Source organism: Clostridium pacaense (assembly GCF_020709765.2).
Classification (GTDB): Bacteria; Bacillota; Clostridia; order Lachnospirales; family Lachnospiraceae; genus Enterocloster; species Enterocloster hominis.
Genome location: NZ_JAJFEB020000009.1, coordinates 41,544 through 65,024, shown reverse-complemented (window position 1 = coordinate 65,024; position 23,481 = coordinate 41,544). Strand labels below are relative to the sequence as shown.

Annotated in this window: 19 protein-coding genes; all 19 read left to right on the top strand. The window is 53.3% G+C overall.

The window, feature by feature from the left end; translation table 11 throughout:
• Positions 1-773: 773 nt before the first annotated feature.
• The 19 genes from LK536_RS45405 to LK536_RS45315 all read left to right on the top strand — a co-directional run bounded on the left by LK536_RS45405 (position 774) and on the right by LK536_RS45315 (position 23,481).
• Positions 774-2,015: an SLC13 family permease gene (locus LK536_RS45405; RefSeq protein ID WP_025485581.1), complete on the top strand. Its 1,242-nt coding sequence runs from the start codon at positions 774-776 to the stop codon at positions 2,013-2,015.
• Positions 2,016-2,130: 115 nt separating this feature from the next.
• A complete protein-coding gene (locus LK536_RS45400; RefSeq protein WP_227795799.1) occupies positions 2,131-2,628 on the top strand; it encodes an L-2-amino-thiazoline-4-carboxylic acid hydrolase in 498 nt (165 codons plus the stop codon).
• Between the two features lie 122 nt (positions 2,629-2,750).
• On the top strand, positions 2,751-3,749 hold the full coding sequence (locus tag LK536_RS45395; protein ID WP_008719769.1) for a uroporphyrinogen decarboxylase family protein: 999 nt from the start codon (positions 2,751-2,753) through the stop codon (positions 3,747-3,749).
• A 122-nt stretch (positions 3,750-3,871) separates the two neighbouring features.
• A complete protein-coding gene (locus LK536_RS45390) occupies positions 3,872-5,173 on the top strand; it encodes an L-cysteine desulfidase family protein (RefSeq protein ID WP_120055275.1) in 1,302 nt (433 codons plus the stop codon).
• A 16-nt stretch (positions 5,174-5,189) separates the two neighbouring features.
• Positions 5,190-6,206, top strand: a complete 1,017-nt coding sequence (locus tag LK536_RS45385) for a uroporphyrinogen decarboxylase family protein (protein WP_227795798.1) — start codon at positions 5,190-5,192, stop codon at positions 6,204-6,206.
• A gap of 106 nt (positions 6,207-6,312) precedes the next feature.
• Positions 6,313-7,131 (top strand): TIM barrel protein, encoded by an 819-nt coding sequence (locus tag LK536_RS45380; RefSeq protein ID WP_506092169.1) that lies wholly within the window; start codon positions 6,313-6,315, stop codon positions 7,129-7,131.
• A gap of 33 nt (positions 7,132-7,164) precedes the next feature.
• Positions 7,165-8,130 (top strand): D-2-hydroxyacid dehydrogenase, encoded by a 966-nt coding sequence (locus LK536_RS45375; protein WP_008719765.1) that lies wholly within the window; start codon positions 7,165-7,167, stop codon positions 8,128-8,130.
• 113 nt (positions 8,131-8,243) lie between these two features.
• Complete coding sequence (locus LK536_RS45370) at positions 8,244-9,938, top strand: thiamine pyrophosphate-binding protein (protein WP_008719764.1); 1,695 nt, start codon at positions 8,244-8,246, stop codon at positions 9,936-9,938.
• Positions 9,939-11,378, top strand: a complete 1,440-nt coding sequence (locus LK536_RS45365; RefSeq protein WP_227795797.1) for an MATE family efflux transporter — start codon at positions 9,939-9,941, stop codon at positions 11,376-11,378. It begins immediately after the preceding gene.
• A 52-nt stretch (positions 11,379-11,430) separates the two neighbouring features.
• The gene (locus tag LK536_RS45360) at positions 11,431-12,516 is read left to right on the top strand and encodes a M24 family metallopeptidase (protein ID WP_120055276.1); all 1,086 of its coding nucleotides are present in this window, start codon (positions 11,431-11,433) and stop codon (positions 12,514-12,516) included.
• A gap of 36 nt (positions 12,517-12,552) precedes the next feature.
• Positions 12,553-13,950 (top strand): YfcC family protein, encoded by a 1,398-nt coding sequence (locus LK536_RS45355; protein ID WP_227795796.1) that lies wholly within the window; start codon positions 12,553-12,555, stop codon positions 13,948-13,950.
• A gap of 31 nt (positions 13,951-13,981) precedes the next feature.
• Positions 13,982-15,202, top strand: a complete 1,221-nt coding sequence (locus tag LK536_RS45350; RefSeq protein ID WP_227795795.1) for a M20 metallopeptidase family protein — start codon at positions 13,982-13,984, stop codon at positions 15,200-15,202.
• Between the two features lie 355 nt (positions 15,203-15,557).
• The gene (locus tag LK536_RS45345) at positions 15,558-16,691 is read left to right on the top strand and encodes an NAD(P)-binding domain-containing protein (protein WP_008719754.1); all 1,134 of its coding nucleotides are present in this window, start codon (positions 15,558-15,560) and stop codon (positions 16,689-16,691) included.
• Between the two features lie 100 nt (positions 16,692-16,791).
• Positions 16,792-18,597: an FAD-binding protein gene (locus LK536_RS45340; protein WP_227795794.1), complete on the top strand. Its 1,806-nt coding sequence runs from the start codon at positions 16,792-16,794 to the stop codon at positions 18,595-18,597.
• Entirely contained in the window at positions 18,597-18,884 is a 288-nt protein-coding gene (locus LK536_RS45335) for a 2Fe-2S iron-sulfur cluster-binding protein (RefSeq protein ID WP_008719751.1), read from the top strand. Before LK536_RS45340 ends, LK536_RS45335 begins: the two co-directional genes overlap by 1 nt.
• 71 nt (positions 18,885-18,955) lie before the next feature.
• Positions 18,956-20,041, top strand: coding sequence for a TAXI family TRAP transporter solute-binding subunit (locus tag LK536_RS45330; RefSeq protein WP_227795793.1), 1,086 nt, complete (start codon positions 18,956-18,958; stop codon positions 20,039-20,041).
• Positions 20,042-20,085: 44 nt separating this feature from the next.
• Positions 20,086-21,987 (top strand): TRAP transporter permease, encoded by a 1,902-nt coding sequence (locus LK536_RS45325; protein ID WP_227795792.1) that lies wholly within the window; start codon positions 20,086-20,088, stop codon positions 21,985-21,987.
• Complete coding sequence (gene fsa / locus LK536_RS45320; protein ID WP_008719743.1) at positions 21,984-22,643, top strand: fructose-6-phosphate aldolase; 660 nt, start codon at positions 21,984-21,986, stop codon at positions 22,641-22,643. Before LK536_RS45325 ends, fsa begins: the two co-directional genes overlap by 4 nt.
• Before the next feature lie 16 nt (positions 22,644-22,659).
• Complete coding sequence (locus LK536_RS45315; protein ID WP_474912675.1) at positions 22,660-23,481, top strand: transketolase; 822 nt, start codon at positions 22,660-22,662, stop codon at positions 23,479-23,481.

Below are 23,481 nucleotides of genomic sequence, written 5' to 3'. Positions count from 1 at the left end.
CTCCTGGCCAAGATTCATGGCCTGCTAATCATTGCTTTTTGCCGCTTGTAATCAGGCTTAATTGCCTGTTTTCTATTGTTTTTTTTGCTGTTCATAATCAGAAATCATCACTTGCCATACTCAGTTTTTTGCTTTTTATACTTAGTTTTAACAGCCTGTCACATAGCAGTTTCCTGGCATTTTAGGTCAGGTAATATCGCTTGTCATACTCCTCTTTTTCACTTTTTAATAGTCGGTTATTTCGCTGCTTTCGTTTCTTATCCCTATTTTTTTGTCCGTTATATTTCATCATCCTCATCCTTTTCGACCCAGTTGTCAGCCCCTTTTTTACCTCTTTGAGATTAAATGATACAGAAATAAAGAAATATGGAGGCAGAGAGGGGGCAGGTGGGATGGACTTTGCTTGTATGTGTTTTTGGGGCTTCACTTGGCGCTCTCATCATTTTCACCAAATAAATGCTGCCTATTTGTACAAAATCACAAAAATAAAACTTACCGTTTACTTTTTAGAGGCGAATGTGTATAATAAGCACAGGTTGATAAGTTGCTAATACATATATATGATATGTCATTATGTCATATAGATAAAAAGACAATAAGCGCGCTAAATATAAAAAGGAGGATAATAAAGGGTTTTATGCTGCCGCTGGGGTTTGAGGCAGCGTGCAGTCAGGAGAAAAAGAGGCGGCGCCAACAGGGGTGGGGACCGCTGGATGTAACAGATAAGGCATTAACGAAATAAAACGAATCTGTATTAAAAGGGGGATTTTATTATGTCTTTTGAGGCAATACTGGCGTGTCTGATTTTTGCGGCTACGGTTATTCTTTTAATCAGCCAGAAGATGAATATGGTTATGCTTGGCGCTCTGATTCCTGCGGTTCTGGCAACATTTGGACTGATTAAGCCGGACAGCGCTTATATGGAATTTGGTAATACCACAGTTGTTTTTTTCATGGGGTTAGTGGTTGTAGGGGAAGCGTTTTTTAAGACCGGACTTGCGGGGTACATAGGAGGCAAAATCATAGGTCTTCTGGGGCGGACTGAAAAGGGTCTTATCCTTGGGACGGGAATCGTGGCTGGCGGGCTTTCCGCATTTTTGAATGATACGGGATCCACTGCCTGTCTGATGCCGATTGTAAGTTCCATGGCGGAAAAGGCACATGTGCAGAAGTCAAAGCTCTTGATGGCCCTTGCGTATTTCTGCTCCCTCGGCGGTACCATTACCCTGGTAGGCACCACGCCGCACATTGTCGCCAACGGTATCCTGAAGGAGAACAATCTGCGGGAACTTGGCTTCTTCGAATATACGAAGATTGGTCTTCCCCTTCTGATTGTCGGTATGCTCTACATGTGTTTCGTGGGTATAAAGCTTCTTCCTGCCAAGGACATTGAGATTAAGGGCGGGGACCGGGAGAGCAACAATGATCCTAAAAAGATGATCACGGTAGGCGTCATATTCGTGGGAGTCCTTGTGGCCATGGCAACAAACCTTGTGCCCATGCATGTGGCAGGCGTGTTCGGAGCCATCCTGGTTGTCCTGACCGGATGTATCAGCATGGAAGAGGCCGTTAAGTCATTCCCGGTATCAACCATATTCATCATTGGCGGCATTTTCCCTCTGAGCAAGGCATTGGTAAGCACAGGCGCTGCCGAGTTTCTGGTTACGAAGCTGAGCCCCATGCTGCAGGGAATGCCTCCGGTCATCCTGCTGGGCGGGATTACCTTCCTCATGCTCCTTGCAACACAGTTCTTCATGAACTCTTCGGCAACGGTCTTAATGCTTCCGATTGCCCTGATGCTTTGTGAAGCGGCAGGAATTAATCCGCTTGCAGGAGCAATGGCGGTTTCAGTTTCAGCATCCGGCGTATTTACAACCCCATTTGGAACAGGTCCAAACCTTCTGGTATGGGAAGCGGGCGGATACACGGTCCAGGACTATTTTAAGTGCGGCCTTCCGCTCTGCATCATTTTCGGCATCGTGACAACAATTCTTTGTGCAGTGTTCTATCTGTAAGGATATGTGAAGCCCGGCGCGGCAATTTGAAACAACGGGTATCCATATTGCGGATCAGACTGGATGGGGCACTAGATTAAGCGTGGATTAACAGGATTAGGAGGATGAAAGGAACATGGGAGAGATTAAGAATGTGGCATTACTGATTGATGACCCGCAGGCCAATGTCAACAGGTCGGCGATTGAGCACAGGGCATCCTGGATGGCTTTGATTTATGACGAACTGAAAAAGGACGGTATTAATCCTGAACCGGCAATCAGGAGGGCAATCTGGAAATGTGGAAAAATCCATGGTGAGAACTATAAGGCGGCCTGCGCCAACCCGGAGGACTGCAGGGATTTTGCGGATGTGTTCTTAAATGAACTGGGAAGAAAGACCTTTGAAAAGAAAATCATTGAGATGTCAGAGTCAGAGGTCCTTGTGGATTTCCATTACTGTCCGCTGTTAAGCGCATGGAAGAAGCTGGGCTTTGATGACGAAACCTGCGCATTGTTCTGCGACATTGCCATGGACGGGGACCGGGGTATCGCCGAGGGCATGGGACTGAAGCTGGATCTGACTGAAACCCTGGCTGACGGATGCCCTATATGTAAGCTTCGCTTCTATAGATAATACATCTGTAATTACTTATGTTTATGTTACTGACCGGACGGCTGGTTCCAACCGTGGTTCCGGTGGTCCGGACGGTATCATGATAAATAATATTAACACAATATGAGAGGAGATTAAAAACTATGACTAAGACAGAGAGAATTAAAGCTTTATTGGAGGGCAGGAAACTGGATACACCATCAATGAACCTTTGGAAGCATTTTCCTCCTTATGATGAAGATCCGAAGGAACTGGTCAAGAAGATCATCCAGTTCCAGGACCGTTTTCAGTGGGATTTCGTTAAAGTGACATATCAGGGACTCTTCAGCATCCAGGACTGGGGCTCCACCATCAAATGGCCGGTGCGCGATAATGTATGGCCGGAAACCTGCTCCAGCGTAGGTGTCGTGACAGACTGCAGCATCAAGCATGATGAGGACTGGACAAAGCTGAACGTGCTTCCCATGGACCAGGGTTCCATGGCGGCTACCATTGAAGCTGCAAAGGGCGTGGTTGACCACTATAAGGGAGAGGTCCCTGTTGTCATCACCATCTTTAATCCCCTGACCACGGCCGCCAAGATGAGCGGGGATAAGATGCTGGTACATATGCGCCGCAGCCCTGAGGCGTTCCACAAGGGCCTTGAGATTATCTGCCAGACAACCATCAATCTGGTGAAAGAGATGTCCAAACTGGGGGCAGACGGCATTTTCTTTGCAAGCCAGCTGGGGACTTACGACAAGATGAGCGTGGCTGAGTATGAGGAATTCGGGCGTCCATACGACCTGCGCGTATTGGAGGCGGCACAGGATATGTGGTTCAATATCATGCATATGCATGGAAATGCCCCTATGTTTGAGCTGCTTTCCCAGTATCCGGTACAGGCCCTTAACTGGCATGACCAGCTGGTGGACATTTCCCTGGCCGATGGACGCAGGATGAGCGATAAGCTGTTGATCGGCGGAGTGGAAGAGTTAAAGGTCCTGGCAGAAGCGGATGATGAGCAGTTGAAAGCGCATCTTAAGTCCTCCCTTGAGCAGGTGCCGGATGGCCGCCTTATCCTTGCGCCAGGCTGCTGCGTGCCCTTATATGTTCCGGAAGACCGTCTGGCCAGGGCGCAGGAAGCGCTGGCAGGCATCTGATTTCCAGTAAACAAGGATTGCAGGCCCCTGGCCCCTGTGGGGCAGGGTGTTCCTGCAGTCAGGATAAGAATAAGGAAAGTCCGCGATAAAGAGAATCGTGGAAAAGTAAAGGAGAACGTTCAATGAAGAGAAGTGATATCCAGTATCAGGACTGTATAAAAATCCTGGAAGAGGAACTGCTGCCCGCAATGGGCTGTACGGAGCCGATTGCGGTTGCTTACTGCGCGGCCGTGGCAAGGGAGACATTGGGGGAAGCGCCTGACCGCGTGGTGGTGGAAGCCAGCGGCAATATCATTAAGAATGTAAAGAGTGTCATCGTGCCCAACACCGGGCATCTGCGCGGTATCCCGGCCGCAGCCGCAGCCGGCATTGTTGCCGGGGATGCGGGGAAACAGCTGGAAGTGATTGCTGAAGTCAGCGAAGCACAGCAGGCGGATATCCGCACGTTCATGGAAACAGTTCCGATTCAGGTGGAGATAGCTTCGTCACCTTTGATTTTCGATATCAATGTCATTGTTTACGCAGGTGAGTCCTATGCCAAGGTCCGCATTGCCAACTACCATACCAATATTGTCCTGATTGAGAAGGATGGTGAAGTCCTTCAGTCCAGTGAGATTAAGGATGACAGCGAGTCAGACCTGACGGACCGCTCCTTCCTTTCAGTGGAACTGATATATGATTTTGCTAATACGGTGGAACTTGAGGATGTGAAAAAGGTCCTGGATGTCCAGATTGATTATAATATGGCCATTTCCGAGGAAGGCCTTAAGAGTGATTACGGCGCCAACATAGGTTCCGTTCTTTTAAAGGCCAACAAGGATGTGATGGAACATGGCGGGGAGTCCGCGCTGCGCCTGAAGGCAAGGGCCATGGCAGCTGCGGGCAGCGATGCACGCATGAACGGCTGCGAGCTGCCGGTCATCATTAATTCCGGTTCCGGCAATCAGGGGATTACCGCTTCCGTACCGGTCATCGTATACGCAAGGGCCATGGGCGTAAGCCAGGAAAAGCTGTACCGCGCCCTGGTGCTGTCCAACCTTCTGGGCATCCATCAGAAAACGCCCATCGGACGCCTGAGCGCTTACTGCGGGGCAATCAATGCAGGCGCTGCCGCTGGCTGCGGAATTGCCTACCTCAAAGGCGCTGACCTGGATGGAATCATCCATACGCTGGTCAATGCCCTGGCCATTGCTTCCGGTGTTGTGTGCGACGGAGCCAAGGCATCCTGCGCGGGCAAGATTGCCCTGGCGGTTGACAACGGAATCCTTGGATATGAGATGCATCTGGAAGGACAGCAGTTCGTGGGCGGCGACGGCATTGTCAAGAAGGGCGTGGAGAACATGATTGCCAGCGTGGGACGCCTGGGCCATGACGGCATGGCTGAGACGGACCGGGAAATCCTGAGAATCATGATTTCTGACTAAAGAGAGGAGATAGTTTATGACCAGGGAAGAACGTGTACGCGCGGCTGTGGAAGGCCGGGAACCGGACCGGGTGCCTGTCAGCGTCTGGATGCACATATCTGATAAGGACCAGGATTCCCGCTCACTGGCGGAAGCCATGGTGGAATTTAACGAGAAGTATGATTATGACTTTATTAAAATGATGCCGTTCGGGGCTTATACCATCCCTGACTGGGGCGCCAAGCTGGATATTTACTGTGATAAATACAAAGAGGTGGAGATTGCTGCCTCGGGTATCTCAAGCATTGAAGATTACAGGTACATTGAACCGCTGCCCGCCATCTATGGCACCTGGGGCAAGGTGCTCCAGCTTTCCCAGTGGATGGAGCGGCTGGTTAAGCCTGGAACACCCTATATCCAGACCATTTTCTCGCCTGCCACCACCCTTAAGAAGCTGGCGGGAAACCGTATGCTCCAGGACATGCTGGAAAACCCGGATCTGGTGCACCAGGCCCTGGACGCCATTACGCAGACAACCATTAATTTCGTCAAAGCCAACATCGAGGCAGGGGTAAGCGGCTTCTTTTTTGCCAGCCAGTGCGCCAGCTATGACCTGATGGGCGACACCATGTTTGCCGAGTTCTGCAAGCCATATGATTTACGGGTCATCAACTCCTACAAGGATGTTACCTGGTTCAACGTGCTCCATGTCCATGGCAGCAACATCCGTTTCGATGAAATGTCAAGATATCCCTGCAATGTGCTGAACTGGCATGACCGCCAGAACGGACCGTCCTTAAAAGAAGCCAGGGCGAAGTGTTCGAAGGCATTCCTGGGCGGGCTTTATGAAGGCCCGGCCATTGTGGGAAGCAGTCTGGAGTATGACAGCATCATGTCCAAGCCGGGAACCACGCCGGACATGATAAAGAAACATATACGGGAAGCCATTGACATGGTGGACGGAAAGGGCCTGTTAGTCGGCCCGGGCTGCGTGGCAGACCCGCGTTCCCCTGAGGAGAACCTGCGGGCTGTGCGGGAGGCAGTGGAATTGTAGTCGTACATAGCAGTCAGATAAGGAGTAAAAAGCCATGAGGGAATCGATTCATAAATATTTTCAGGTAGGGACCATCCAGTGGATGAGTTATCCCAGGAGGGAACCCATGGAGTCATTAAAAGCCATATGCAGGGATGATTACTTTGACGCCGTCGAGGTAAAGGGTTTTGGGGTCAACAATGAGGAAGCCAGGGCGCTTTTGGGACAGAGCCACCTGAAGGTATGCTACGGCGCCCAGCCCCGCCTGCTTGGAGGGAACCTGAACCCCAACCACATAGACGAGGAGGAGCGCAGGAAAGCGGAGGCCACCCTGATTGAAGCGGTGGATGAGGCAGAGTACCTGGGCGCCAGGGGGATAGCATTCCTGGCAGGCAAGTGGCAGCCGGAGACAAAGGAACAGGCCTATGCCCAGCTGCTCAAGACAACCCGCGCGGTCTGCGATTATGCGGGCGCCAAGGGCATGTCGGTGGAGCTGGAGGTATTTGACTTTGACATGGACAAGGCCGCGTTAATCGGCCCGGCCCCATATGCGGCCAGATTTGCCGCTGATATGCGCACCACCCACAATAATTTCGGACTTCTGGTGGATTTGAGCCATTTCCCCACCACCTATGAGACAAGCCAGTTTGTAATCCGCCTTCTCAGGCCCTATATTACCCATTTCCACTTTGGCAATGCGGTGGTCAGGAAGGGATTTGACGGGTACGGCGACCTGCATCCACGTTTCGGATATCCAAACAGCGCCAATGATACGCCGGAGCTGATTGACTATCTGAGGGTGATAAAAGAGGAAGGCTTTTTAGACGCCACCAGCCCTTACGTGCTGTCCATGGAGGTCACCCTGCGGCCTGGCGAGGATGAAGAGATTGTCCTGGCCAACACAAAGCGGGTGTTAAACCGCGCATGGGCCATGCTGGAGGATTGATGGGGCACTATTAATTATAGAAAGGATACGTCTATGAAAATTGTGGTTCTGGATGGTTATACGGAAAACCCGGGAGATTTAAGCTGGGGGGAACTGGAGAAACTGGGCCAGGTAACGGTTTATGACCGCACAAGCCTGACCGATGAGGAAGAGGCCATCGCACGCATCGGGGATGCGCAGGTTGTCATTACCAACAAGACGCCCATCACAAAGCGGGTGATTGATGCATGCCCGTCTATCAGGTACATTGCCATGCTGGCCACCGGATACAATGTGGTGGATTATGCATATGCGAAGGAAAAGGGCATTCCCCTGTCCAATGTGCCCTCCTATGGGACTGCCGCCGTGGGCCAGTTTGCAATCGCCATGCTGTTGGAAATCTGCCATCATGTGGCCCACCACAGCGATACCGTGCATGCTGGGAAATGGGAAAACTGCCAGGACTGGTGTTATTGGGATTATCCGCTGATTGAGCTGGACGGCAAGACCATGGGCATCATCGGCTTTGGCCGTATCGGGCAGCAGACAGGGAAGATTGCCAAGGCAATGGGAATGGACATTATTGCATATGACAGCTTCCAGAATGACGCGGGCAGGGCCATTGCCCGGTATGTGGATCTGGATACGCTCTTTGCACAGTCAGATGTCATTGCCCTCCACTGCCCGCTGTTCCCGGATACCCAGGGCATCATCAACAGGGAATCCATTGCCAGGATGAAGGACGGCGTGATCATCCTTAACAATTCCAGGGGACCGCTGGTGGTGGAACAGGACCTGGCGGATGCGTTGGATTCGGGCAAGGTGTATGCGGCCGGCCTGGACGTGGTGTCCACGGAGCCTATTAAGGGGGACAACCCGTTGTTAAAGGCAAAGAACTGCATCATCACGCCTCACATTTCCTGGGCGCCAAAGGAGAGCAGACAGAGGATCATGGACTGCACGGTGGAGAATGTGAAGGCATATCTTGCAGGCGCGCCCATCCATGTGGTGAACCGGTAAAATGCAAAGTGAAACCATTGATAATGAAAGTCCACGATGAAATAAACCGTGGAAGGGCAATAAAAGTCCACGATAAAAACAAACCGTGGAAGGGAAAAGAAGGAGAAAGAAATATGAAGATGACAGTTGCACAAGCTATTGTGGAGATCATGTGTAAGGAAGGCATAAAAACCGCCTTCGGCATCCCGGGAGCAGCCATCAATCCCGTGTATAAATATATGGAGCATGCGCCCATTGAACATTTCACCATGCGCCATGAGGAGGCCTGCGTCCATGCGGCCGACGGCTACCAGCGCGCAAAGCACGAGATCGCGCTGGCAATCTGCTCCGCAGGCCCCGGCGCCACCAACTTTGTCACCGGGCTTTATACGGCATTCATTGATTCCATGCCGGTGCTGTGCGTGGTGGGACAGGCCAATACCGGCCAGCTGGGCCAGGAACCATTCCAGTGCGTGGACATGCCTGACATTGTCAAGACCGTGACCAAGAAGGCGTGGTGCGTGATGAAGGCGGAGGACCTTCCGGCCATCATGAATGAAGCATTCTACCTGATGAGGGAAGGCCGTCCAGGCCCGGTACTGGTGGAGCTTCCTCTGGATGTACAGAAGGCGGAGCTGGACTTTGACATCGACAGCTATGTGCCCAGGGAGGTTCCTGTTCCTGGCCCGGACATGGACCGGATTAAGCAGGCAGTCCAGATGATAAAGGAAAGCAAGGCGCCGGTCCTCATCATGGGCGGCGGATGCCTGATAGACGGCTGCACGGACCAGGTTGTTAAGCTGGCGGAAATGCTTCAGATTCCGGTGGTTACCACCTACCAGGCCAAAGGCGGGATACCGGAGGACCATCCGTTGAACGCGGGCCATGTGGGTATCCAGGTGGGGCAGCCCATCGGCAACCGGGTTTTCCTGGATTCCGACCTGGTCATCGGCATCGGCAACCGTTTCTCAGACCGCCACACCGGGGATTTAAAGACATACTGCGAAGGCCGCCGGTTCATCCATATCAATATCGAGCCAAGCCAGATTGGGATGGTATTTGAGCCTGAACTGGGAATCGTATCCGATGCAGGGCTGGCTGTACAGGCGCTGATCACGGAAGTGGAGGCAGCGGGCCTTGGCCCTGTGAATCCGGCCAGGGCAGAGGCCATACCTGCCCTTCGGGAAGAGCTGGCGCGCAGGATGGATTATGACTGCAGCCCCATCATGCCCCACCGCGTGTTCCAGGAAGTCAATGAGGCATTTGACGATGAGACCTATTTTACGGTGGGATGCGGCATTACCCAGATTTGGAGCGGACAGCTTCAGACCATCAACAAAGCCGGAAAATATCTGCCGTCCGGCGGTGCAGGAACCCTTGGATATGAGGTGCCGGCGGCTTTTGGCGTGAAGGTGGCCCAGCCTGGGTGCCACAGCGTGACCCTGGTCGGGGACTTCGGACTGACCTTCATGGGAGAGGAGATTGCAGTTGCTTCCGCCTTTAAGAAACCAATCATCATTGTGGTGGTGAACAATGCATACCTGGGCCTGATCCGCCAGAACCAGAGCGGCTACGGTTTTGAGTATGCCGTGGATATGCCATACAACCAGGATGGTACCATTGATTATGTGAAGCTGGGAGAGGCCTATGGCTGCGTGGCCGAACGCGTATTCAGCCCGGATGGGTTGAAGGACGCGCTGGTAAGGGCCAAGGCATCCACGGAAAGCTCCGGCCGCTGCTATCTCATTGACGCTATCTGTGTGAAACTGCAGGCCTGCGACATGGGGCTTTCCATTGCAAACATCAAATCATGGGCGCCTGAGGTATAAATGTTTAAGTCAGGCAGGAAACAACGGGCCGGCCTGACGGAGGGGAGGCCCGGTATCAGCCTCCTTCTCTTCGCCCTCCCCATGATACTGGGGAATCTGTTCCAGCAGCTGTACAACATGGCTGATTCCATGATTGTGGGAAACTTTGTGGGGGAGGATGCCCTGGCCGCCGTGGGGGCCTCCTACGCCCTCACCAACGTGTTCATCATGGTGGCCATCGGCGGGGGAAACGGCGTGTCTGTACTGATTTCCCAGTATCTGGGAGCGAAACAGTATGGGAGGATGAAGACCTCTGTTTCCACATCACTGATTACCTTCCTCTGTATCAGCCTCCTGTTAGGCGGAGTGGGGTTCGGTTTCAACGGCGCAATCCTAAAAACCCTGCATACACCGGACAATATCCTGGAGCAGGCCAGGCTGTACCTGGGAATCTACTTCCTGGGACTGCCCTTCCTTTTCATGTACAACATCCTGGCCGCTGTTTTTAACGCAATGGGGGATTCCAGGACTCCTTTAGGCTTTCTTGTCTTTTCATCTCTGTTAAATGTGGCCCTGGACCTGTTTTCAGTTACCTGGCTGGGAATGGGTGTGGACGGGGTTGCAATTGCCACTGTGTTCGCCCAGGGCTTTTCTGCCCTGCTGTTATTCTGTCTTCTTATCAGAAGGCTCAAAGGTTATGGGGGACAGGAAAAGGAAGGATTTACATATTACGATATGAAAATGCTGGGAAAGGGGACCAGGATCTCGGTCCCCTCCATCCTCCAGCAATCCATTGTTTCCGTGGGAAGGCTGCTGGTCCAGTCCGTGGTAAACGGATTCGGTTCCGCTGCGCTGGCCGGCTACTCCGCGGGGGGACGCATCGAGTCCATCTGTATCGTGCCCATGAGCGCCACGGGCAATGCCATGGCTACGTTCACGGCCCAGAACATCGGGGCGGGAAAGATAGAACGGGTCAGGCAGGGCTACAGGGCCAGCTACATCATCGTGGCAGTTTTTGCACTGATCATTGCCCTGGTCCTGACGCTTTTTAAAGGACCTCTTATTGCTGCGTTCCTGGGCGGCGGGGCCGCGGGCACAGGAGCCGGCGCCGCCGGGGGAATCCTGTCAGGGGCTGCCGCCGTGCCGGGGACCGGGGCATCTGCTTCCGTCACCGCCTTTGAGACAGGCACCGGATACCTGTCCGGGGTGTGCTATTTCTTCCTGTTCGTGGGGCTGAAGACGTGTGCGGATGGCGTGCTCAGGGGTTCCGGCGACATGCTGGTATTCACTGTATCCAATCTGGTGAACCTGGGAATCCGCGTATTTGCCGCTTTCTATTTTGCCCCTGTCTGGGGAATAGCGGCTGTGTGGTATTCCGCGCCCATGGGATGGATCGCCAACTATATAATATCATTTTCAAGGTACCTTACAGGCAGATGGAAGGAGAAGAAGGTAATCTGACCACGTCCTCCTTCCTCATTGCAACAACAGTTCAGATTTAGGAGAACCCCAAATGAGAACAGACCGTATTGAAAAAATCCTCAAGGGAATGAGGGAGCATGGCATGGACCAGATGATTATCAGCGACCCCTCCACCCTTTATTACCTCACAGGCCGGTTCGCTCCTTCCGGCGGGCGCCTGTTTGCCCTCTACCTGGATACCCAGGGCGGCCTCGCCTTTTTCATGAATACCCTTCAGACTGACTACGCCCGGATGGCGGGCAGCGCTGAGATTGTCTGGTATTCAGACAGCGACGATCCAATCCGGCTTCTTGCCGGAAAAATCCGCCCCGGCGCAGTGGTGGGCGTGGACAGGAACTGGTCCTCCGGTTTTCTGCTGGGCCTGATGTCCCAGGCGGAGGCCCGCTATGTGTTAAACAGCCGGGTGATTGATTATATCCGTATGGTAAAGGACGAAGGGGAAATCCAGCTGCTGCGCCAGTCCCAGGAAGTCAATGAGAAGGTCATCGGGCAGATGTTTGAATATGTGGATCCGGACCTGACGGAGCAGAAGCATCACCGCATGCTTCATGAGGCATATTGTTCCTACGGTGCGGACGGCTATAACATCATAGGCGTGGTGGCTTACGGGAAATCCTGCGGTTACGCCCACCATAAGCCGGATGATACAAAGCCTGTCCCTGGTGACTGCATCATGATAGACGCGGGCGCGCGCCTTAATGGCTACCGCTCGGACATGACGCGCACCGTATTTTACAAGAGCGTTCCAGATAAGATGAGGAATATTTACGAGGTGGTTAAGGAGGCCCAGCTGACTGCCATGGACGCTGTGAAGCCAGGCGCAAGATTCTGCGATATTGACAGGGCCGGACGTGACGTGATTGCCAGACATGGCTTTGGCAATTATTTTACCCACCGAATAGGCCACAACATCGGCATTGACGGACATGAGTTCCCGGATGTGGGAGGCGGCAATACCATGGAGATACGGCCGGGCATGGTCTTTTCCGTGGAACCGGGCATTTACATACCTGGTCTGGGCGGCGTGCGCATAGAGGACCTGGTGGCTGTAACGGAGGACGGCTGTGACTGCCTGAACCGGATGAGCAAGGACCTGCGCGTCATCAAGGCCGATTAAGAGATAAAATCAGTATAAAATTACGAGGTGACTGAAATGAACAATACGAATACGAAAAAGAAAATGGCATTTCCGCACACACTGATCATCATACTTATCATGATTGTATTTGCGGCAGTCCTGACGTATCTCATCCCGGCGGGGCAATATGACCGTATTGAAGTAGCCGGAAGAAATGTAGTCGACCCTGCCAGCTATCATATGGTTGACGCCAACCCGGCCTCCCTGTTTGATATCTTCACCGCCATTCCGTCCGGTATGAAGGCAGTGGCCTCCATCGCGAACATGGTTCTTATCATCGGCGGCTCCTTTGCCGTCATCGAGGCCACCGGCGCTACCAAGGCAATGCTGGCAAAGGTGTTGAAGATGGGCGGACATCTGGGCGCGGCCCTGCTTCCGCTTGTGATCATCGCATTCTCCATGCTTCCTGCATTTACCGGGAATGCCGAGAGCATGCTGGCCTTTGTCCCGTTGGGCATACTGTTTGCCAGGACCCTGGGCTTTGACGCCATGGTGGGCGTATCCATCACCATTGCCGCGGGCAATGCTGGATTTGCCAGCGGACTGTTTAACACCATGACCACCGGCGTGGCCCAGACCCTTCTGGGGATTGAGATGTTTTCCGGTCTGTGGTTCCGCGCCGTGGGCTATATCCTGCTGCTGTGCTCCGTCTGTTTCTGGACCGTATGGTATGCCATGAGGGTTAAGAAGAATCCTGCAAAGAGCTGCTGCTATGATGTTGAGCTGGCGGCCCAGGCTGATGCGGGACAGGTGAATGAAATTGATTCCCAGCTGACCACCAGGAGGCTTCTTGTCCTTGTTGAGTTTGCGGCAGGTATCGGCTGTGTTATCTACGGCGCCCTGAACGGGTGGGATTTCGGTACCCAGATTGCGGCCGTGTTCCTTATCATGGCCATTGTATGCGGACTGACAGGCGGCTTTAACGGCAACCAGATATGCGACGAGTTTGTGGCCGGGGCCAGAAGGGTCCTGGTAGGCGCCCTGGTGGTGGGCTTTGCAAAGGCCATCAGCCTTGTCATGGACCAGGCGTTCATCACGGATACCATCGTGTATGCCTTCTCCAGCCTGTTAAGCGGCATGCCAAAGGTAATCGGCGCGCTGTTCATGTACATATTCCAGGTCATCATGAACTGCTTCATCATCTCCGGTTCCGGCCAGGCTGCTGCCACCATTCCGATCATGGGACCTCTGGGCGATGTGCTGGGGCTTACGCCTCAGACCGTTGTAACGGCATTCATTTTCGGTGACGGCCTCACCAACCTGCTGCTGCCCATGTCCGCTGCCACCATGGGGGCGGTTGCCATTGCGGGGATTACCTATGGACAGTATGTGAAGTACATCTGGAGGATCATTGTGACCAACCTGTGCATCGGCGGCGCCATGGTGGTGATTGCCACCATGATCCATCTGTAAGGCGGCTGTAAGGAAGCGGTATCGTAATGGATTGATAGCAGGCTTTATAGAATGCGAAAGGAGAATTGCCATAGATTACTTAGAGAGAGCCTTCCAACTGGCAGAGGAGATTACCGCAGATAGAAGATATCTGCACCAACACCCGGAAACCGGCTGTGATACTCCGGTGACCATGGAGTATATTGAACGACGGCTGAGGGAGATGGGGTATCAGGCTGCCCATGTGGGGCCTGGCCTGGTTGCCACGGTTGGCCAGGGAACCCCGGTCATCCTGCTGCGGGCCGATATGGACGCGCTTACGATGGATGAGGAAAGCGGACTGCCCTTTGCCTCCTTAAACCCTGGCAAGGCCCACTGCTGCGGGCATGACACACATACTGCCATGCTGTTAGGCGCTGCCAGGATGTTAAAGGAAAATGAGTCCGGCCTGAAAGGGACGGTGAAGCTGATGTTCCAGCCGGGAGAGGAAACCGGCAACGGCGCCCAGGCCATGGTAGAGGCCGGGGTGCTGGAAAATCCCAGGCCGGACGCGGCGGTGGCGTTCCATGTGGACGCCGCCCTGCCCCTGGGCAGGCTGAATTACAGTGTGGGTCCCACCTTCTGTTCCAATGATGTATTCACAATCCTGGTGTGCGGCAGGTCGGGACATGGGGCACGCCCTCATCAGGCAGTTGACGCCATTAACGCGTCGGCCCATATTGTCACTGGTCTGGAAACCCTGATTGCAAGGGAGACCATTCCCACTGAAACCTGCATGCTGACGGTCTGTTCCATTGAGAGCGACAGCAAGACATTTAACGTGTTCCCCAAAACCGTGACACTGACAGGCAGCATAAGGACCTACAACCCGGACCAGAGGGCCGTCCTTGTCAGCCGCCTGAAGGAGGTGGTGGAAGGAATCGCCAGGTCCTTTAACTGCACGGGCCAGGTGTCCTTTGACCACCAGCAGGAACCCCTTCTGGTGGACAGGCAGCTGGAAACCGAACTTCGGGCATACCTGGAGGAGGCCCTGGGAAATGAAGGCACGGTAGTGGAACCGCCAATCATGAAAATGGGGTCGGAGGACTTTGCCTGCGTCACCATGCGGGTTCCTTCCGCATATTTTTTCATAGGAGCGGGGCCGGACAGGGAGAACGGATATCCTTACAGCCAGCATAACCCGAAGGTGCGTTTTAATGAGGATATGCTGCCTCTGGGGGCGGCGGGGTATGCGTACTGCGCTGACAGATGGCTGGAACATAACGGTATCTGACGGATGTAAGGTGAGACATTTTTTTAAAAACATAAAAAACAGTTACAGGGATGGAATCCGGCTTACGGTATTACATCCCTGTTTTGTGTCCCGGCTTGTTTCCGGTTGGCAGAATAGTCTAAAAAATCAACATTTGTGAGTAAATATATAATATTTTCATTGACAAGCTAACTATAACGAGTATAATTGGAGGAAAAGGCTCACAAAAGTTTGCGGTTAAAGAGGAAGGAAACAGTTGAAATATACAAATGGAACGGAACGGATCCGTACAGCGGCTGCTTCTGCACGGTGGGCTGTTTAATGATCCACACCGGCCGCCTGCACGTCCTGACAAAGAATAAGGAGGTTAACATATATGATCATGGAACCCAATTATAACATCGTAGTCATCGGTATGGGGAATATCGGAAAGTATCTGATGCCGGGGTACCGCTGTCTTCTGGGAGACAAGGCAGGGAGCAATGTATTCGGGGTACGCCGCAACCCGGACAAGGTGGCTGAACTTCAAAAGCAGGTTCCCTTCCCTGTATCGGCAGGCAATACCGGCCGGCTGCTCCGGGAGAAACGGCCGGATATCATAATCGTTTCCACGCCGCCTGCGGTCATCCCTCTTGTGGCGCAGGAGGACCTTAAGCCCTATTTTGAGGAGGCGCGCAGGAAGGGCTGGAACCTGCCGGATATATATACCTTTGGTCCCACACCGGAGCCACGGATGTATCTTGATCTTCTGGGGGAGGATGTCCTGGCGGCAAAATTCCTTCCCAGCATGATCAAAGAAAAACAGGGAGTCCCGCTGCATAAGCTGGGCGCAGGTTTCCTCACCTTTGCAGGTTCCTTCCCCAGGGAACGGGAAGCCCGGGCCATTGAGTTTTCCGACATGTTCAGCCGGAGTTTCATTGTGGACCAGGACCAGAGTCTATATGGTCTTTCCAGCAAGATAACCACCTATACCATTTCCGACTGTGTCTGCGCCATTGCCGACGGCCTGGGGGACATGGGCTGCCAGGTCCCTGTAAAGGACATTGCATCCGGGTGGCGGGCAGCTTTCCGCCGGCATACCGGGCTGGAGGGACAGGGGATGTATCCCTGCGCAGAGGAGGACGTTCCTGCATATATCCGTGAGTTTGTGTGCCGCATGTCAGACGCATGGTATGACGGCATCCTGCGCTACATTCTGTCGCTGGGATGCGATGAGACCCTGGCACAGGGGTTCCACGGCGCTAATTTTGAGGCATTTTCCCTGGCTGCCCAATTGTCTGACCGTACTGGAATGGAGGAGGACATGAGGCACCGGGCCACCAAGGGAGGCGTTACGGAAAAGGGAATCAGCACCTTCCGCAGCTATTTTACCGGGCATCTGCGCCAGGCCGCCAGGGACTGGATGGAGGGGAGCCTGGATCAAAGCTTTTTTGATACGGCGGAAGGGATTGCTTACACCATCAATATGACGGTGAACCGCCATGCCTATCGGCTGGCAGCCCCAAAGTGACGCAGGAGGACGGACGGGGGCCAAACCGGGAACCGGAAATAGGGCACAGGGAACAGGTATGGGGATGAAAGCGGATATTGGAGAATAAAGGAGGGATGGAATGACACGGAACATAGTTACAAGTGATATCCTGGTCATCGGAGGTTCCGGGGCCGGGGTGATGAGTGCGGTGGCAGCTTCCAGGAAAGGGGCTGACGTGGTCCTGGTTTCAAAGGGCAGGGTTGGAAAGAACGGGAACGCCATCATGCTGGGAGGCAGCTTCGGGGTGGACGGCAGGGGGGCCAGGGATATCTGCGGCGAGTCTGAGGCCAACCAGGAGTATACGCCGGAAAGCCTGTTTGAGAAGATGGCCGCCTGCGGCTTTGGACTGGGGGACCAGGAACTTCAGAAGCGGTTTGTGCAGGACGGTCCATATGCGGTGAAGGAATTACTTCAATGGGTCAAAGAGTGCGGCAGCACCTTTGTATTTTCACCCAAGGCCTGCCGCTGGAGGGCAGGCGGGGTGGCCTTTGGAAGGGCTTTAAAGCACGGATTGGAAACCCAGGACCAGATAAGTGCCTATGAGGATATCATCATTTCCGACCTTCTGACCGGCAGCGGTAAAGTCTGCGGCGCTATTGGTTTTGACGTATTTACCGGAGAAATCATTGAGTTCCATGCCAAAGCGGTTATCCTGGCCACGGGCGGCTGGCAGCCGTATGAGTTGAAGAATACGGACAGTGACATGACAGGGGATGGCATAGGAATGGCCCTGAGGGCAGGCGCCAGGGTCAGGGACATGGAGTTTGTGCTGGCCATTCCCACCATACAGGAACCCCTTTATGCAAAAGGTTCCATCCTGCCGTTCCAGATGACCATGCCCAATCTATTTCCGCTGCGGCATAAGGCCACAGACCTGGACGGCAGAGAACTGATATATCCCAATGACCAGAGATTCAGGACCAATGCCTCCAACAGTAAGGTCAAGAAGCTTCTCTACTGCGCCTTTTACGCCCCGGGGATGTACGAAAAATGGGATACATATGGAAACCGTTTCTACATGGATTATTCCGCTTATACAGATGAAGAAATCCGGGACGGCTTTAAGATATTTTATGAAAATCAGCACTGGTGGCACGGAAAGGACAAATACCACCACATCGACCTTCAGAGACTGGCCCGGGACATGATTGCCAACGGGAAACGGCTGATGTGCGGCTTTGGCAATGAGTACACCATGGGCGGAATCATCATCAACAAAGACTTTGAGACTGATATCCCAGGTCTTTATGCGGCCGGGGAAGTCACAGGAGGCCTGTTCGGGGCCTTCCGAAGCGGCGACGGTCTTACGGAAATGCTGGCCAACGGCCTGGCGGCCGGGGAAAACGCGGCAGTTTACGCCCGGGCGGCTTCCGTCGCACAGCCTGAAAACGTGGAAGCGGCTGTGGATTTACTGACAGCGCCCCGGAAACGGTCCGAGGGCATCAGCCCTGTTGAAGCCTGGAAAAAGCTGGAACAGGTCAGTGAGGAAGGCTTTGGGTTTGTCCGTGACGGCAGACGCCTGCAGAAAGCTTATGATGAGATGACAAAACTGCGTTCCTCCCTGGATTATATGGCGGCTCCCGGACCTGGGCAGTACAACCTGGAATGGATGAATTCGGTAATGCTCCGTAATCTGGCGCTGTGCACTGAGATTGGGATTTACTGCGCGTTGAACCGCAGGGAGAGCCGTGGATGCCACCTGAGGATGGACGAACCTCAGGTAAACAATAAGGAATATCTGTTCAGCTGGACCGCTGGATTAAAGGACGGAAAGCCTGTCTATGAAAAGGAAATCCCTGTACCGGCCTATCTGCCGCTGGACACGGATGATTATACGAACGTGCAGGAATACATAGCTAAGGCCATATTGAAAGGAGGGACGTGATGAAAGTGGAAATTGAGGAAAGCGCAGGCCTTGCTGTTTATGATGTTCCGGTTGTGCAGGGGATGAAGGTGATGGATGTATTGGATTATATCCATGCCAATCTGAACCATGAACTGGCATATTACAGGCATTCATCCTGCTGTCAGGCAATCTGCGGGCGCTGCGCCTGTAAGCTGGATGGCAGGGCCATCCTCCCGTGTGCAAAGGAGGTGGATGCCGCCGCCGGAACAATGCATCTGAGTCCCGCAGATGGGACAATCATACGTGATCTGGTCGTAATCCGCTGAAAATCCATGATGTCTCTTATATATTATGGTGTATTATAGGTCTGCTTAAATGAAAGGAATAGGTATAAGGAATGAAAATAAGAAAATGTCTTTCTCTGATCCTGATATCGGCTATGGCCATATCCCTGTCTGCCTGCGGCGGCAGCAGTAAAAACAACGGCAGCCCTGCCGGCGACAAGGCTGATACTCAAAGTACGGCTGCCGGGAACAGCGGCGGGGCGGACGGCGGATCCTCCGGTCAGGCAGTTACGCTTGACCTTGTTACCGGAAGCACAGGTACCTCCTGGTATTCCTACGGCGCCACATTTGCAGAGGTCCTTCCCAGGGGACTGCCTTCCGGTTCCATGATTAATGCGGCTGCGGAAGGCGGCGCCACTTCCAATCCCATTCAGGTTTCCAATGGTACCTACCAGCTGGGAATCGGATACAATCTGTCTGACAAATGGGCCTTTGGCGGGGAAAGCCTGTATACGGAACCCTATGATAACCTCCGCGGCATAGCCGGATATTTAGACACATTTTATTATATTGCAGTGGTGCGCACCGATGCCGGATGGACCGATCTGGCTGATGTTGCCGCCAATCATATTCCCATCAACATCAGTGTGCTTCCCGCGGGCAACATGGGCAATATCGTGGCTTCCATGATATTTGAATATTACGGTATGACCTTTGACGATATCATTGCCTGGGGCGGAAAGGTCGAGTACGCGGACTGGAGCACCAGTGTGGAGAATATAAAGGATGGCCGCACGGACTTCATCTGCCACAATATTACCCAGGGACACGCCGCCGTGACGGAACTGGCATCCACGGTTGACATGACCTTCATCCAATTTCCTCAGGACATGATTGACACCTTTGTGGGTGAGAAGGGATTCAGCCCCGAAACCCTGCCGGCCAATTGCTTTAAGGGCCAGGACACGGACATCCGCACATTCGGCGTCACGTCCACCCTGTTCTGTTCCACGGAACTGCCCGACGATGTGGCTTACGGCATTGCCAGGGCTTTGTGTGAAAATGTGGAGGATATCAGGGCCGGGCATACTGCCCTTCAGCGGTTTACAGCCGAAAGCGCCTGTGACCCCGGGGGGATGGGAATCCCACTCCATCCGGGAGCTGAACAATACTACAAAGAAGCCGGGCTGCTGGAATGACGGATCTTCCTGTCCACCTATAAGAAAGGATATAGACCTGACATATGAAGAAAAATAAATACATAGAAGCCTTCTGTAACCCGGGAGCAGTTTGGGCATTGGTTTGGGTCATGTTCCAGCTTTGGGTTGTGGTCAGAGGCTCTTACAGCGCCCTCATCATGCGTTCTGTCCATGTCTGTTTTGCAATGGGGCTGGTATTCCTCACCTTTCCTGCCTTAAAAAGGCATAAGGTCCCCAAAGGGGAGAAATACATCCCCCGGTGGTATGAATACATATTTTTTATCATAACCATTTTCTGCGGCATCTATATCGTGATGAACTGCGCAAGATATGATACCAGGATGGCTTACGTGGACCCCCTTACCGCCATGGACCATGCGGTAGCCATAGCCATGCTGTTGCTGCTGCTTGAATGCAGCCGCCGTGCCGTAAATATGGCACTGACCGTAATTGTGCTGATATTTATTGCTTATGGCTTTTTCGGGGAAATGATGCCTGGCCTGCTGGCCCACTCCAATATGCCGCTGGCAAAGTTCATTGAGGTCCAGATATATTCAACCACAGGTGTTTTGGGGTCGCCTGTGAGCACTGCCTGCGGTACCGTGTTCTATTTTCTTTTATTCGGGGCGTTCCTGACAGCAACGCCTGCAGGCAGGCTGTTTGTTAATATTTCAACCCTCCTTACCCGCAGGGCCAACGGCGGCGCAGGTAAGGCAACCATTGTGGCTTCTGCTTTCTTTGGGATGATTTCCGGCAGCGCCCCGGGCAATGTGGCGTCCATCGGGACGATTATGTACAGGCCCATGAAACAGCAGGGCTTTGAGAACCGGTTCATAGGAAGCATCCTGGCCATTGGCGGAACAGCGGGCCAGCTGATTCCTCCCGTGATGGGGGCTGCTGCTTTCATCATGGTTGATATGACGGGAATCAGTTATTCCTCCATTATGCTGGCTGCCGTAATCCCTTCTTTTATCTTTTTGGTAGCCCTATATTTCCTGGTTGACATGTACGCCAGGAAATATAAACTGCCTAAGCCACAGATTGATGCGGCAGAATGCCGGAGGGAAATCGGGAAGAACATTTACCTTCTTCTCAGTGTGGCAGTCCTTGTGGCACTCATTATCCGGGGCGGTTCCATGATGCGCTGCTGTACCTATGCCACCATTGTGCTTGTGGCCTTGTGCATGATCCGCAGGGATACACGGCTCAGTCTGTTTGATTCGGTCAGGGCGCTGGTTTCCACCGGGAAACAGGCCATTGTTGTCACGCTGCCCTGTGCCCTGGCAGGTATTATTGTCGGTCAGATTACCGCCACCGGCCTTGGCATCCGCTTTTCCAGCATGATAAATGCCCTGGCCAGCAGCAATCTGCTGTTTGCCCTCATGGCCACTATGCTGATGGCCCTGATTTTAGGCATGGGCATGCCGACCAGCGCGGCCTATATCATGTCCGCCACCCTGCTGTGTCCAAGCATCATCAAGCTGGGCGTGCCTACGCTGGCAGCGCACTTTTTTGTTTTTTATTTTGCCAACCTGTCCATGATTACGCCGCCTGTGGCCCTGTCCTCTTTTACTGCGGCCGGTATTGTGAATGACAATATGTGGAAGCTTGGGCTTTCGGCATTTAAATATAGCTTCATTATTTTCATTATCCCCTACACCTTTGTATATAGTCCGGCCATGTTGGGAATCGGGGCGGTCACGGAGCTTTTACAGGCCAGCCTTACCTGTCTGGTCAGCGCTTACGGGTTGGGTATGGGGTTAATCGGGGTTGGGATTGCACCCATGAAGCAGATGGAACGGATTGCGGCTGTGGCGGCTTCCTTATTATTAATCATACCCGAAACCATCACGGACATAGGCGGAATCCTGTTAATGGCGGCTGTCCTGGCAATTCAGATACGGAACAGGAAAAAAGAAAACTCACAAAGGAGGAAAACAGTATGAAATTTTTTATCGACACCGCAAACCTGGAAGAGATTGAGGAAATGTCTGCCTACGGGATCGTGGACGGGGTTACCACCAATCCCTCCATCATTGCAAGGGAGGGGAAGGACTTAAAGGAAACCCTGATCCGGATCTGCAACATGGTGGACGGCCCGATCAGCGGGGAAGTGCTGGCGCTGGATGCGGAAACCATGATTAAAGAGGGCCTGGAGATTGCGGGCTGGCACCGTAACATGGTGGTAAAAATCCCCATGACGCCGGAGGGAATCAAGGCAGTGAGGGCTTTGTCGGCAAAGGGAATCAGGACCAATGTGACAACGGTCTATGACTCTGCCCAGGCCCTGGTTGCAGCCAAGGCAGGCGCCACCTATGTAAGTCCCTTTGTAGGCAGGTCCGATGATGTGTTGATGGACGGACTGGGGATGCTGGCTGAGATATCCCTGATTTACCGCATCCATAATATAAAGACGGAAATCATAGCGGCCAGCATGCGTACCCCGGCCTATGTCGTGGGGGCTGCCAAGGCAGGGGCTGATATTGCCACCATTCCCTATGAGTGCATGAAGAAACTGTTCTGGCATCCAATGACGGACGTGAGTCTGGACGGCTTTATGAGCGACTGGAAAAAGGCAATGGGCGACAAGAAAATCCTATAATGAAAGAAAGGGAAAAATCATGGGCAATATAGGGGAATTGCAGACAAAAGCAAAAGAAATCAGGAAACTGGTCATCCGTTCCATTGGACAGGCCCGCTCCGGACACCCTGGCGGCTCCCTGTCCTGTGCGGACCTGATTGCGGCTTTGTATTTTGATATCATGGACATCGACCCGGGGAATCCCCGGTGGGAGGACAGGGACCGTTTTGTGCTTTCCAAGGGACATGCGTGCCCTGCGCTGTACGCGGCATTGGCGTTAAAGGGATATTTCCCGGTGGAGGAACTGGATCATCTGCGGGAACTGGGTTCCATGCTCCAGGGCCATCCTTATTCCGGCAAGACGCCGGGGGTGGATGTCTCCACCGGATCCCTGGGCCAGGGACTGTCCATTGCCAACGGCATTGCCCTGGGCGGCAGGCTGGACCATAAGGACTACTATGTGTACTGCCTGCTGGGGGATGGGGAGATTGAAGAGGGCCAGGTCTGGGAAGCAGCCATGACAGGCGCGCACTACGGACTGGACCATGTAATCGGATTCGTGGATTACAACCACCTCCAGATTGACGGCACCATTGAGGAAGTCATCGGCAATGGCAGGATTGAGGAGAAGTTCCAGGCATTTGGCTGGCGTACCATGACCATTGACGGCCATGATATGGAAGAAATCCTGAACGCTGTTGCAAAAGCCAAAAAGACACAGGGCCTGCCCACCTGCATCATCATGAACACGGTAAAGGGCAAGGGCGTCTCATTCATGGAGAACCAGGCCGGATGGCATGGGACAGCCCCAACCAAAGAACAGGTGGAGCTGGCGCTGAAAGAATTGGAGGGGAATTGA